Raw genomic sequence first — 13612 nt, 5'->3', positions numbered from 1 at the left:
GAAACAAACAACAAGACCTTGTACGTTGCGGAGAAATGCCCTTATTAGGTTCTATGATTGTTGATTTCAATTTTTTACCAATTGACCTTTGGTTTCGTGTTGCCCAAAATCGTGATTATTAGCGCTTGACTTATTTCACATTAAACGCTGTGTACCGCACAATTCCTACACAATTCATAGAGATGAATAAAATCAAAAAACCACACCTGCAATGTTTAAGCAGCAAGTGTGGCAATGTATAGCATATAAATTGTCGTGTATTGTCAGAATCTTTTAGGTAAGCGTCAAATAATGAGCACGTTCTAATAGAAGATTCTTCATGAGATACTCTTTCCAGACTTAAATTTCTGGGAGGAGTTTTTTTGAAAAGAAAAGAGAAAGAATTATATTGGACAGGTCAAATCAGTGAATATCGGGAAAGTGGAGAAACTTTAGTTCAATGGTGCGAGAGGAAGGACATCAAACTCCACACGATGAAATACTGGCTGCGCAAACAGTCGCCCGTATCCAAAAAGTCGCAAGAGACCGCTTGGGTCTCCTGTCTGGTAGAAGAACCTTCGAGCGAGACGACGCTTACGTTGAAAATAAAAAATGTGGAAATTGAGGTGATGAGTGGCTTCCAGGACGAACTGTTACTGAAGGTCCTTCGGACACTTAATCAATTATGATGAATGGCCGAATTGTCGAGCGGGTGTATTTGGCTACCGGACCGACAGACCTCCGAAAGTCAATTGATGGGCTCGCGGTTATCGTCCAGGAATTATTTCAGCTCGATCCTTTTTCCAACGCGCTCTTTGTGTTTTGTAACCGGAAGAAAGACAAGCTCAAGATTCTATTCTGGGATCACAATGGCTTCTGGCTCTACTACCGCCGATTGGAAAAAGGGTTGTTCGATTGGCCGGACCTTGGGTCCAGCCTGCCCCTTCCAATCACGTCTCGGCAGTTGAACTGGTTGCTTGATGGCCTGCCGCTGAACCAACGTCAGGCGCATCCATCCGTTGCGGCGAAAAAAATCATTTAGGTCTATTTGAGGCAAAACTTTTGTGCTATTCTTAGACTTATGAAAATAATGGACGGAAAGACCTCACCCACAATTGAAGAATTGGAAAAGAAGAACGCGCAGCTAGAGAACCAGATGAAGACACTGGAGCTGAAGGTGCAGTGGTACGAAGAGCAGTTTCGATTGGCCCAGCAGAAACGCTTTGGTGTATCCAGCGAAAAGACGGACGACAACCAGTTGACGCTTCAGCTTTTCAACGAAGCCGAAATCTCTTCTGCCGTCTTATTGGCGGAACCGACAATGGAGACCATCAACTACACGCGCAAAAAAATTGGCGGCCGTGCAGAAAAACTGAAAGACCTGCCGGTCGAAACCATCCATTACGACCTTTCTGATGCAGAGAAGGTCTGTTTGGCATGCAATCACGAACTTCATGAAATGAGCCACCAAACCCGGCAAGAATTGAAGGTCGTTCCGGCGCAGGTCAAAGTGGTGGAACACGTTCAGCACATTTACAGCTGCCGTCATTGTGAGAAGCATGCCATCACGACTCCCATCGTCAAAGCGAAGATGCCAAATCCAGTCATCCCAAAGGGATTGGCTTCACCTTCCGCAATCGCCTTTGTCATGACGCAAAAATTTGCGGATGGTCTTCCGCTTTATCGTCAGGAAAAGCAGCTGGAACGGATGGGCATCCCGTTGAACCGCCAGACACTCTCGAATTGGATGATTTCAAGTACGACCCGCTGGTTGCGCCCGTTTTATGATCTTCTCCACCGTCAACTCCTGCAGGAAGAGTTGCTTCATGCCGATGAGACTAGCCTGCAAGTTCTCGATGAACCCGGCAAGATAGCACAATCCAAGTCGTACATGTGGCTCTATCGCACGAGTTCTGTAACGAAAAAACCGATGGTCCTTTTCGATTACCGAGCGAACCGATCGAGTAAAAATCCGAAGGATTTCTTGAAGGGATACGAAGGCTACCTCAACGTCGACGGATATGCCGGTTATGAATCGCTCGAAAATGTGGAGCTCGCGGGCTGTTGGGCACATGCCCGTCGGAAATTCGATGAGGCGCTGAAGGCATTGAAGAGCCCCTCATCAAGTTCCACCCGATCGACGATTGCCAAAAAGGGCCTCAACTTCTGTAACCAATTATTCGCGATTGAACGAAAAATCAAGAAGTTGGACGCCAAAGAGCGGTTGAAAATAAGACAAAAAGACAGTCAGCCTGTGCTGGATGCTTATTTGGCTTGGCTCCATGAACAAAAAGAAATCATTGCGCCGCAATCAGCCACCGGGAAAGCCATCACCTATTCGTTGAATCAATGGCATAAGCTGACAACATTCATGAAAGACGGACGCATCGAGATCGACAACAATCGTGCGGAACGGTCGATTAAACCGTTCGTCATCGGACGAAAAAATTGGCTGTTCGCCGTTTCGACAAGCGGAGCGAATTCCAGTGCCATCATCTACAGTCTCGTAGAGACAGCCAAAGAGAATGGCTTGAATCCATTTTTCTACCTTCAATTTCTTTTCGAAGAACTTCCGCAGCTGGACATGACGGCGGACCTGAACCTCGAGCATCTCATGCCGTGGTCGAAGGAACTTCCGAAAGACTGTTATATCCAAAAGAAAAAATAAAAAATGCCTTTCCGACAAAAAATCGGAAAGGCATTTTCTTTTCTAAGAAACCAGGTGTTCATTATTAGACGCTTACTCTTTTAGAATTGTTTCTTACACAGGGGCACGTTTTTCAACTTATAATGAGAGGAATTGATAATATGGATAATAATGCACAAATCGAAAATTTAAAATTATATATCGATTTTGAAGAAGGACTATTGTTAAAGGATTTCACATTATTACTTAATGGTTTTAATAGTTTACATAAACAATTAAGTATATTGACTCTATCGGAAAGTAAAACTTATAAACTTATTGAAATTTTAGAAAGAAGATATTATAGAGAAACAAATTACAGAAATAGAAGAAGCCATAGTCATGTTCGTAATAGCATACAGCAATTTTCTTCAAGGAACACAGAACCACTTGCAATAAAAAAGTTTTCTGAGGGATCCTTATGGATAGAATTAATATCCAATCCTTTAGTAACTGATTTATTACTACCGATTTTAAGTGCAGGAGGCGCAACTGCTGTAGAAGAAATATTAAGACCTAAATTCGCGAAATTTTTTAGAAATTCGAACCCAGAGAATTCGAACATAGAGAATCAATTAGCGGAAGAAATTACTGATAGTATGGTGCGGGACTGTAAAATAATACATAAAACACTTTCCGATAGTAAGATTAAACAGTTCAGTTTAGTTTATGAGGACGGAAAAGAAATAGAAATTAGAATAAAATGATGAATGAAATTATAAAATAGACTTCCTTCATATAATATAGAATGTCTTTGCTTTAAATTTCGCTTCCAGGGGTGCGACACAATTCCAAACAATTTATATGAATGAATAAAATCGAATGACCACACCCTGAATACTGATGCATCGTGCGTGGAAATGCATGCATTATAAATTGTCGTGTATTGTCAGAATCGTTTAGTACTGTTTCTCATCCCTGGAAGATATTCACGCTTGAAATAATCTGCATTACCCTTAAGCCACCGAAAATCTATTGCACGTCCCTGGATTGCCTTGACATATTTTTTCTCTGTCTCCATTAAATCCTCTAAATGGCTAACAACTTTCCCTTCTACTATTTCGAAATATTCGTGTTCATACATAATATCGCACCCAAATAAGCAAAGTGGCATAACTATATATGGATCAGTTCTCTCATCTTCTGTGCAATTGGCTCTCTTCTTTTTATGAGCACAAACCATGCTACTAATACTATATAACTCACCACAAATTGCACAGTATTCAGAGTTTTTCCCAAGGAACAACCACTCTCTAAGAATGGCCTGTTCTTTACGCATCTGAACTTCTACAGAGATATTTGTCCCCTCTAATTTTCCAAGTCGCTTCTTAGTTTTCTCATACAAGCTCATAGATGCCAAAGCATCTATGATTATAAATCGATAATTCCCCCTTCCGTCACTCCGTTCTACAAATAGTATAGGAGACCGAAATAAAGCTATGTCATAATAAGGTTTTTGATAGTCAAGTTCTTGAAGATATACACTTAATTCACTATAAGGTATATTTACTTCCTCCCGCTCTCGATAAAATCTCAAGATACTTTGCTCAATATCATTGAGAACTTTTCCATCAATTAAAAGAGTTACCTCATCATTGTTATAAATAGTTTTTTTGCCTTCCTTGAGATATTTACTAATTATTGCTTGATTTGGAGCTCCATATAGCAAAGTACGCCGATTAATATATCGATGTATCACATCGGATAAATTTTCGATTGGAATTTTCTTTGTAACGAATGCTACTTTCTCAAGTACATTAAATAAGACACTATCCCTATTCTCCCAGAGATACCATAAACCCTCTTTACTTTCATATGTCCAGCAGTCTCTGGAGTGTGAAAGAAGGCTTCGAAAAAATAAAATATTTCTTTTATCAAGGTTCTCCTGTTCAAATATTTTTTCCAAACAAACAATTCCATGCATCCCCAAAACTTCTCGTATATTCTGAAGCGCTTTATAAAGAGTATCTTTTGCTTTTCTTTGCACCATAAATACAGAAGCACTATTTTCGAAATCAAATCGGGTAGGTATGTCGAAGTCTAGTGTACACACTTCATATTCCGAGCATATTTCAAACACTTCTAACAGATTATACAAGCCCTGATTATGAAGTCCATTATCAGCAAGGCCTCTTTGTTCTAATATATCTTTTAAATCTTCCAACAATATTACTGGAAACTCACTTACTACACTTTGAATTTCATATAAACTACCTTTGTCCATTTCCTCTACTTTTTTAATGAACTTATTATTGATGATTTGACGTATCCTCTCCCGAGTCATTCCCCCGAATTCATCAGCAAGAGACTGATAGGTAAAAGTTTTTTGAATTCCAAGTCCAAAATAACTTTGAACTATTTGAATATCTCTTATAAGGTTATCACCTTTCCGATTTCTTTCTCTCATCACTCTTTCAATACTATCTTTTGTCAACATAAGGTTTCTCCTTTAAACGATAGTTGGATTTAGTCTCCCTATAAGCGGAACGATCACCAAAAATTTTATACTGATAAATAAAAATTAAAAAGTTACACCTATAATATTGATATAGCAATAGTGTGACAATATACGGATTATAAATATTCTTGTATTGTTGGAATTGTTTCTTTTCTGTGCAGCGATTTCATCAGGAGACACCCCATTACTAAACAACTTACAAGATTAATAAATTGAAACTACATGCATTAAAAGCTACCTTGTAATTGAAGAGAAAATTTCATTTCTCCAACTATTTATTAATTTCAACTTTTCTTCTAAAGTTTGGTCTGAATCATTTTTATTACTTAGAAGTATGTCGATATGAGTTGGATTTAAACTATGCATGAGAATAATAATATCTTTAGCAGTTTTTACTTTTTCATCAACAGAAAAGTTTTCTGCGAATCCTCTAGTTAAAATACCTCTAGTTCTTTCATATAAATGACTCTCACTATTTAAAACTAATCTATACATGCGATTTTTAAAATAAGCTTTTTCTTTTTCAGTTGTTAGTAAATCTAATACTTTTTCATTGGCAGTAAGACCTTCTATCCCTAAATTATAGTTGAAAGTGGCAAAAGCTTCCAACACTCTTCTCATTATATTACCAATTGAAAGTTGTTTAACAGGTGCTTCTTGATTATGGGCAAACTCAAATATTTGATTTAGTAAATCACTATATTCGTTGAAGTCGTTAGAATTAATGAATTTAACTTTTTTGTTTTCTAAATGAATAGTGGAATATTTATCCTTTAACTTGATATCATTATAAATTTTAAAAAGATGATTAAAAACTTCTAGATCATGAGTGAAAATAATGGCTCTGCTTTCTTGATTTGAAGAATGAAATTCATTTAAAATAAATCTTAAAAAAGAAAAAACACCAACTTTATTTTCAAAGTCAAAACTAGAAATAGGATCATCCATAACTAGCAAGCATTTTTCTTGAAATACCTTTTGCATTGACTTTCCTTTAAATAATTGTGAAAAGAAATAGCATAGAGCTATACAATTTCTCTCTCCAATAGATAAAGATGAAAGCTTAATGCTTTCTCCTCTGCATTTAATTGAATAATACTTATCATCTGGATGAATAGTAAGTCTTTCACTATCATAAAAAATATATTTTAAGTAATCATTTATAAGGTCGCATGCAATGTTAGTATTTAAGAGTTCCGCTTCTATTTGTTTTCCTTCTGCTTCTAACTTCTCAAGTAAAGTATTTAATCCTTCTATTTTCCTACTCAATACACTTTCTGAAATACTTTGTTTTTTATAATCACTAATTAAGCTCTTTACATCTTTGTGAGCAAGATCCAAATTCAGTTTAGATGCTTCTTCAAGGATTTTATTCTTTTCAGCTATATCATTATTAAAAATCTTTATTTCTTTATTACAAATTTCTATGACTTTGTTTATCTCATTTAAACACTTTTTAATTATTTTTTCTTCTATGTCTATAGGCGAGTAAGGGTTTTGAATTTTTATAAATATCTTTTTGTTAACAGACTTTATACATTCGTTGTACAAATCAATTTTTTGAGTTAAATCTTTTAATGTTAAAGAAGCAACAATATTTTCATATGTATCTAAGGTCATATCTATATTAGGTAATTCTTTTTTATCTAATTCTTGAATATGTTCATTCGCCGCCCTAGTATGTAGCAATTTTTCAATAGCAATTGAAATTTCCTTTTTATAATTGGGATTGATGGTTTGAAAACAAAGTGGACAATCTTCTGTGTCACTTTGAATTAAATTATTGGTTTGAGACATCATCAATCCATTAGTATCCTTAATAACTTCTAGTATTTTATTTTCTCTTTCATTTAAATCTGGCTTTTCAATTCTCTTTTCTAGTAGAATTTTTAATTTCTCGAAATTATAATCTAACACTTTTATATTTATTTCTTCAACTTTCTCAAGTGAACGGATGTTTCTTAACTTTTTAATCAAGCTTGTTATTTTTTCAGAAATATCTCCATAACTTCTAGAGTTCTCTGAAAGATCTATTACTTTATCAATTAAACTATTTGTTACTGCACTTTTAATTGAGTTGTCTTTAATATCTTTTTCCGTAGTACTCCAGCGTTCGGATAGATTTTTTTTAATATTCTCTTTTATTTTCGCAGAAGACATCCGATCTTCATCAGTTAAATCTGTTATGTATAATTTTCTCTCACTGATACTTTTTTCTATTTCGTCTTTGTTACTTTCTAGTTTTTCGTGTAAGTCTTTTTGATCTCCCAACATAACTATAGCGTCTAACCCATCAGTTTTGAATTGAATATTTTTCATAACAAACTCTTCGTTAAAGATCAAATACTTAAAACTAGATACCTCATCCTCTGACATTACTTTACTACCTTGTTTAGGATGTTCTTCATGAGCCTGAAAAATTAAAGGAGAGAATTCAAGTTCTTCTTCTTTAATCTCTTCTTTTATTAAACGGTCTTTTTCAAATATTGCACGAGATATACTAGACTTTCCACTACCATTCTTTCCATAAATTAATGAACCTACGTGTTTATGTTTATCATATAATTTTAATTGTGACTCCTCTTTAAAATATCCACCCTTAATATTTAATCCCCACATCCCCAATGCGAACACCACTTCCAATTTAATTTTCATACCTTTGAGATTTAAAAGTCCTTTTATAATATCTTTTTTTAATTAGTTACTGCTTTATATTTATCTTTATAGTTCAATAAGTCGCTCTCTCACCCCCCCATCACTAGCAAAAACATAAAGCCCCTTTATCCCCCTCTTCATCAACACATTAATGGAATTCAATATAATCTGTTCTTTCGCTCGTTCAACATCCTCAATTCCATCTTTTCCTCTGAACGCTTCGGTGTCACTATATTTTTCAGTTACAATCTTCAAGCAATCATTTTGTTCATCATAAGTAACTGATGGTCCCAATATCACGCCTACATAATTCAAATCGAAACCTTGAATTGTATAGATGGATCCCGCTTCTTTGATTGTCTCCGGCTTTTCTGCCCAGGTGTTTTTAGTGTCGGTTGAGTTCCAGGGAATTTCGAGATTGTCTTCTCTGATGTAGTACTGCTCGCCGTCTTTCTTATGTTCGTAGTCAAATGTTGATACCACTCTGGAGAGTCCATATTCTTTATTCTTTTCCACTATGGCATCATGCATTTTCTTGGCAGAATCGAATATTTGAAAATCATATAGCTCATCTTTCGGGAGCTTACCAATTCGCTTCTCTACAAAATTGTCGATCCAATTGATCACATCATCACCTGCATTCATGCGGAACTGTTCTCTTAAAACGTAGGGCTCTTCTCTTTGATAGCCTGACACTATTTTCTTGAGCCGTTCTTCGTCCCAATAGCTTTTCAGTTTTAATACTTGTTTTTCGTCGTAAACAACGATGACGACTTTGCTGTGTTTAATGATTTCTTCTAATTGATTGTTCTCATTAAAGCCATTGAACGCATCCGCTCTGCTCAGCAATAAATGCGCTTCATCGACTAAAACTATGTCCGCTTTTTCAGCAGCTTTCTTTTGCTTGTTAATGAAACTTGTCGGCTTGTCAAAGTTATTCTTTTTCAGAAACTTTACATTGGCTGCGATGTTTTTATACGTTTTCAGCATTTCTGAATGGTTGACGAGTAAGTAATTCTTCGTTTGATGGAGTTTAGAATTTTTGTCAGCTGCTCGTTCCTGGATGCTATTAAACACGGAACTTAAGACCACACTTTTACCAACACCCGCTTCACCTTTAACCATAAATACAAACGTTTCATCATCATCGATGTGTTCTTCACACACTTCTAGAATTTTTGTTTTAAGCTCGAGTTGTGTCATCGTCAGTTCTTTAAAAGGAGAAAGTTTAAAGATGTCTCTGTTTTCAATTACATGAGCCGGGCTATTTACCATGTTCCTATTCAACAGTTCTGTCCATATCTCATTGAAAATTTTTATATCGTAGAATTCTTTATCATGATAATTGTGCATAACACTTTGCACCGTCTGACTCTTGTTTTGCAGCTTGTAACGATTATCGCCTAAAAAATAATTAATTAATTTGGTTTCTATATTATATGTAGCTGATCGATGAAACTTTTCATGAATGATGAGCGTCATTTTTTCTAATTTCTTTCTCTCAATATTATTCAAGTGAGATTTCATCCGATTTTTAAAGGCGACAGTTTCCCCAATATATACAGTGGTATTATTGTTCAAAAAGTAAACGACTGGATAATCAAAGTAAGCTTCTTTCTTGATACTGTCCAACGCAGTTTTGTTGAAGTCCCATGTCTTTAGTTCAATCGTGCCCATAAAGCTTCAGCCTCTCTAGATGAAAAATCAGTTTTTTGTATTAAAGTTCAAGTTTAGAATCGTACACCGATTCGATCCGATCTTCTAGTACGTAATCGATGAACTTTGAAGAGCTTTCGTTGTAGATAAACACGGCGGCGTTCCCCTCAACAATTGGATATTCAATACAAATATATTAACATTATTTAACTGTTACCGGTCGAATAAACGAAATATTTTTACAATTTTATTAATATTCTCTTTAAAATCTATTTTTCTATTGATTCCATGCTTCTATGTAACGTTCTTCCTTACAGGTCAGTCTACCTATTTAGAGGTGAATGCGATGAAAAACTCTATGATTACCTTTTTAATGATGTGTCTTTTGCTATTGAGCGGCTGCTCTGTTGCAAACCCTACGATTACCGAAGCAGAAGCACGAGCACTTGTCGAACAGAGCCATGCGAATTCGTTTGAGACAGTCGACATTATTTCAATTCGCTATGACGATGGACAGTATATTGTTGAATGGCAAAATAAAGGGAATTGCGAATGGGGTATCGATTACTTAGATGGTCAAAACGGGGATATTCTAATGGGCGAAACGACAATTTGTTAACGATAAAAATGCATGAACCCGCTGCAGCGGGTTCATGCATTTTCATATGTCTTTTTCAGCCGCTTCTACCTTCTCAAAAAGCTCCTATTTGTTCCCTTCCTTGGGACATGATTTTAAGTTGAAATAGCCACTCCCACAATGTTGATTTAGGAGATGTAGTATATTACTGAAATATTGTAGATTTTCTCTTACACTGGATGTTACTTTTTAATTCATATAATTCATCACTAACCAATAACAACGCTCTTTTGTTTCTTCCAACTGAGCATCATTGTATACAGGAACCTCCCAAGAGCCACCAGCGAAATCCTTCCTTGCTTCATCTGCAATTCTTTCCTTCTTTGCTATCCAAGCACGCTGAAAATCCCTCAACTCTAAAAATTCTGTTTCTGTTAATTCTATTTTTAACGTCTGATAAATTTCATTTAATAGATCATCCCAAATTTTCAATTGATTATATGATGCTTGCGTAATTTCGGCATCGCTTCCAGTTTCCCATACTTTCCCATAGCTTTCTAAATCCGCTTCCAATTTATAAATCCTGTCTAAATACCTAACATATAAAGATAAAGAGTCCGTTGTACTATATGTCAATGTGGAATTTTTTTCCACTTCTTCTTGTTCATATTCTTCTATCAAATCTTTGAGCGGTTCAGATTCCTCAGGAATATCAATTGATTGCTCCACAGTTTCCACACCTGATTCTTCTATTTCACCTACAACATATTCAGTGGTGACAGCCTCTTCAACAACATCGTTAGAATGTTCATTTTCTAAAACTGGAAATACAATAGGGTCTATTGGAATCTCAGGTTCAGTACTTTCTTCAAAAGCATTAATTGCTTTCGCAAGAACCCCTAGAGTAATGATCCCTCCAAGCGCAACTTTTCCAAATCGCATATAGTCAAAAGACAAGAATGGTTTATTTTCCGTGGATTCTGATGCACGTTTAGAATTCGTATGTTTTCTTTCTTGCTGAGAACTTTCATTACCCCGCTTTCGAGTTTGTTGATAAAAGGCATAGTCTTGGTCGTATGCTTTTCTTTTTAAGGGATTACTCAAAACTTCGTATGCCTCTGTTAGTAAGATAAATTGTTGCTCATTTCCTCCTTGATCTGGGTGTAATTCTTTAGACTGAATGCGATAAGCACGTTTAATCAACTCTTCACTCGCTGTCGGTAGTATATTCAATAATACATAGTAATCAATAAATTTTTCCATGCTTCCCCTCTTCCTCAGTAGTCTAATATATTTAATTAGTTTCGCTTTCCTGGGACGTGATTTAAATAAACTGCTTAGAAAAGCGGCTATTTTTTTTGTGAAAAAAAGAACTGCACACCAGCACCGGCGCGTCCACGGGCTAGGCGAAGCAAGAAGACAGGCGTTCTTCCTGGCTTCTTGCGAGAGCCATGCCCAAAGCGCAGGCGCGAGTTGTTTCCAAGAAAATGCGGGAGACAGCTCTACTATCTCAAGTGTATTTATAGTGTGAGAACGTTCCCCATATCAGATTACTGATTTCACATACTTTATTAAAGCCCAATAACATCCACAGCATTCGTAGCATCCGCCTTACTATGCCCTTCAAACTCCAATTGCTCAATCAGTCCAGATCTCGAAAACGAAGTGTACTCGATATAATTCTCTGCGGCTAATATCGCTTGTTCGCTCCAGTCCACAGTGATTTCGTCTACTGCGTATGTCGCATTGTCGTTACTATAGCCTTCAAATTCCAATTGTTCGATAAGGCCCGTTCTTGAAAAAGCCGTGTAGGCGATGTAGTTTTCAGCCGCTTTTACTGCTTGCTCGCTCCAATCTGCATCGATTTTTTCTGCAGCAAATGTAGCATCCGCGTTACTAAATCCTTCGAATTCCAATTGGTCGATCAGTCCGCTTTTCGAAAACGCGGTATACGATAGGTATTCTTCGGCCATTCTTGCCGCTTGTTGTTGGGAAGCTGAACCTGCATTTTCTGCTTCTTTACGTGCTGCCTCTTCAGCTTCAGCTTTTGCTAGTTCTTCTGCTTTTGCCTTTTCTTCGGCTTCAACTTTTGCTAGTTCTTCTGCTTTTTTCTGTTCTTCCGCTTCTGCCTTAGCTTTTTCCTCTACCGCGGCTTTTTCTTTTGCTTCTGTCTCAGCCTTTGCTTGTTCTTCCGCTTCCGCTTTTTTCTTCTCTTCTGTCTCAGCTTTTGCTACTTCTTCTTCAGATTTTTCTGGCTCTGCAGCTTCAACTTCTGTTGTTTCAAGGACTGCTTCATCCTTCTCGAGTGTTTCTTCGCCACAGCCACTTAACAGAACGATTAGCCCGGCTGTCGCTACTAGTTTTTTGTTTTTCCACATACGTATAAGCCCCTTTCTGATTATGAAGATTAGATCGTGCTTACTATTTTGACTTGCTATGAGCTAGCAATGTATTGAATCTATTATTTTGTAAAATAATTCCTGACATAGTTCTTTTGAAGTATTATACAATTCCCATTTATACTATAATATTACCAATATAACACAATGAGGGTCTAGTTCATATAGCATCTCCTGAACTAAATTCTATATGCTGATCCGAGTTTTTATTCCACTGATCTCTATTTTCGCCGATATCAAAAAATGACCTTACCCATCCAATAGGAAAGGTCCAAATTTGTTAACTCCTTCTTAGCACTTTATTGCAACACTTTTAGATATTGCTTCCCAGGGAGCGAAACAATTCCCACACAATTTATACAGATGAATAATACGAAAAAACCACACCAGCAATGTAGATGCAGCAGGTGTGGCAATGTATGTGATATGAATTGTAACGTATTGTCGGAATCGTTTAGAATTGTTTCTTTCACTGGGGCGCGATTTAGGGGTGCGATTTCATTCAGTGTGCTAATCTGCAATATCATGCTCACCAACCAATCTTGCTTGTACGATATAGCGGTCTGATGCATAACCGATGAAATCAAACGGATAACAAGTTGTTAAAGTCAGAATAGATTCGTCTTTTTCCACAATGACAGTCCTATCATCTTCATGCGTAATCCAACTATCCATAACCTCATATACATACGTCTTAGTTTCGTATTGGACATGGAGCAAATCCGCCTTTTCCAACTCTCCCAATCTTGTAAACACTGTATCACGGTGGCCGCTTAACACAGTATGCCCGTAACCACCGGGAACAGTCGTCAGATCACTGACAAACACCCCGACTCCCTGATTCAAAACGGAAGGATCAGTTCCCCAGTAGACTGAATACTTTTGTTCGATTTTCGGTATAAGTAGTGTTGCAATTTCTCCTCCCGTTTCATGTGATACGTCTGCAGTGAGAAGAGGAGAAGGAACGCTTTCAACAGGCGGTGGAGTAAAAATCATCTCTTTTTCAATCGATTGTGCAATTTCTTTAAAATCCTGCACTTCTTTTTCAGTGATATCCTGTGCAGCTGTTCGTCCAGTATTCCATTCCTGGAAATTATAGACTACGATTGCTATTCCAATAAACAAAAGCATCAAGCCGACCCAACGCCTCATCAAGCATCATCACCTCACAGTAAAGCGGCAGAAGACTCCCTGCCGCTCCG

General features: G+C 36.9%; 11 protein-coding genes. 5 read left to right on the top strand and 6 right to left on the bottom strand.

The genetic code is table 11. The features are described from left to right. Positions 1 to 362: 362 nt before the first annotated feature. The 4 genes from tnpA (at position 363) to BBI08_RS03335 (ending at position 3372) form a co-directional block, all read left to right on the top strand. Entirely contained in the window at positions 363 to 668 is a 306-nt protein-coding gene (tnpA, locus tag BBI08_RS03350; protein WP_051041677.1) for an IS66 family insertion sequence element accessory protein TnpA, read from the top strand. Further along, a complete protein-coding gene (gene tnpB / locus BBI08_RS03345; protein WP_040850592.1) occupies positions 665 to 1021 on the top strand; it encodes an IS66 family insertion sequence element accessory protein TnpB in 357 nt (118 codons plus the stop codon). The genes tnpA and tnpB overlap by 4 nt, the downstream gene beginning before the upstream one ends. Before the next feature lie 39 nt (positions 1022 to 1060). Further along, positions 1061 to 2647 carry an IS66 family transposase gene (tnpC, locus tag BBI08_RS03340; protein ID WP_065528195.1) on the top strand — a complete coding sequence of 529 codons (1587 nt, stop codon included), beginning with the start codon at positions 1061 to 1063 and terminating at the stop codon, positions 2645 to 2647. Between the two features lie 122 nt (positions 2648 to 2769). Continuing rightward, positions 2770 to 3372 carry a hypothetical protein gene (locus BBI08_RS03335; RefSeq protein ID WP_040850725.1) on the top strand — a complete coding sequence of 201 codons (603 nt, stop codon included), beginning with the start codon at positions 2770 to 2772 and terminating at the stop codon, positions 3370 to 3372. Between the two features lie 182 nt (positions 3373 to 3554). Here BBI08_RS03335 and BBI08_RS03330 read toward each other — a convergent pair whose 3' ends face one another. The 3 genes from BBI08_RS03330 to BBI08_RS03320 form a co-directional block, all read right to left on the bottom strand. Continuing rightward, a complete protein-coding gene (locus BBI08_RS03330) occupies positions 3555 to 5102 on the bottom strand; it encodes a hypothetical protein (RefSeq protein WP_008497286.1) in 1548 nt (515 codons plus the stop codon). A gap of 255 nt (positions 5103 to 5357) precedes the next feature. After that, on the bottom strand, positions 5358 to 7778 hold the full coding sequence (locus BBI08_RS03325; protein ID WP_083383291.1) for an AAA family ATPase: 2421 nt from the start codon (positions 7776 to 7778) through the stop codon (positions 5358 to 5360). Between the two features lie 66 nt (positions 7779 to 7844). Beyond that, positions 7845 to 9455 (bottom strand): DUF2075 domain-containing protein, encoded by a 1611-nt coding sequence (locus tag BBI08_RS03320; RefSeq protein ID WP_040850729.1) that lies wholly within the window; start codon positions 9453 to 9455, stop codon positions 7845 to 7847. A gap of 325 nt (positions 9456 to 9780) precedes the next feature. Between BBI08_RS03320 and BBI08_RS03315 the strand changes: the two genes are divergently transcribed. Continuing rightward, on the top strand, positions 9781 to 10053 hold the full coding sequence (locus BBI08_RS03315; RefSeq protein ID WP_008497290.1) for a hypothetical protein: 273 nt from the start codon (positions 9781 to 9783) through the stop codon (positions 10051 to 10053). A 207-nt stretch (positions 10054 to 10260) separates the two neighbouring features. On the opposite strand, the gene BBI08_RS03310 is transcribed toward BBI08_RS03315, so the two are convergent. The 3 genes from BBI08_RS03310 to BBI08_RS03300 form a co-directional block, all read right to left on the bottom strand. After that, the gene (locus BBI08_RS03310; RefSeq protein WP_008497291.1) at positions 10261 to 11274 is read right to left on the bottom strand and encodes a lysozyme inhibitor LprI family protein; all 1014 of its coding nucleotides are present in this window, start codon (positions 11272 to 11274) and stop codon (positions 10261 to 10263) included. A gap of 308 nt (positions 11275 to 11582) precedes the next feature. Then, positions 11583 to 12389: an Ltp family lipoprotein gene (locus tag BBI08_RS03305; protein ID WP_008497292.1), complete on the bottom strand. Its 807-nt coding sequence runs from the start codon at positions 12387 to 12389 to the stop codon at positions 11583 to 11585. 531 nt (positions 12390 to 12920) lie between these two features. Continuing rightward, positions 12921 to 13562: a class D sortase gene (locus tag BBI08_RS03300; RefSeq protein WP_008497293.1), complete on the bottom strand. Its 642-nt coding sequence runs from the start codon at positions 13560 to 13562 to the stop codon at positions 12921 to 12923. Between the last annotated feature and the right edge of the window lie 50 nt (positions 13563 to 13612).

Origin of the sequence: Planococcus halocryophilus (genome assembly GCF_001687585.2) — a bacterium.
Classification (GTDB): Bacteria; Bacillota; Bacilli; order Bacillales_A; family Planococcaceae; genus Planococcus; species Planococcus halocryophilus.
Note: the sequence above shows the minus strand (reverse complement) of the source record. Positions and strands in the feature narration are given on the sequence as shown.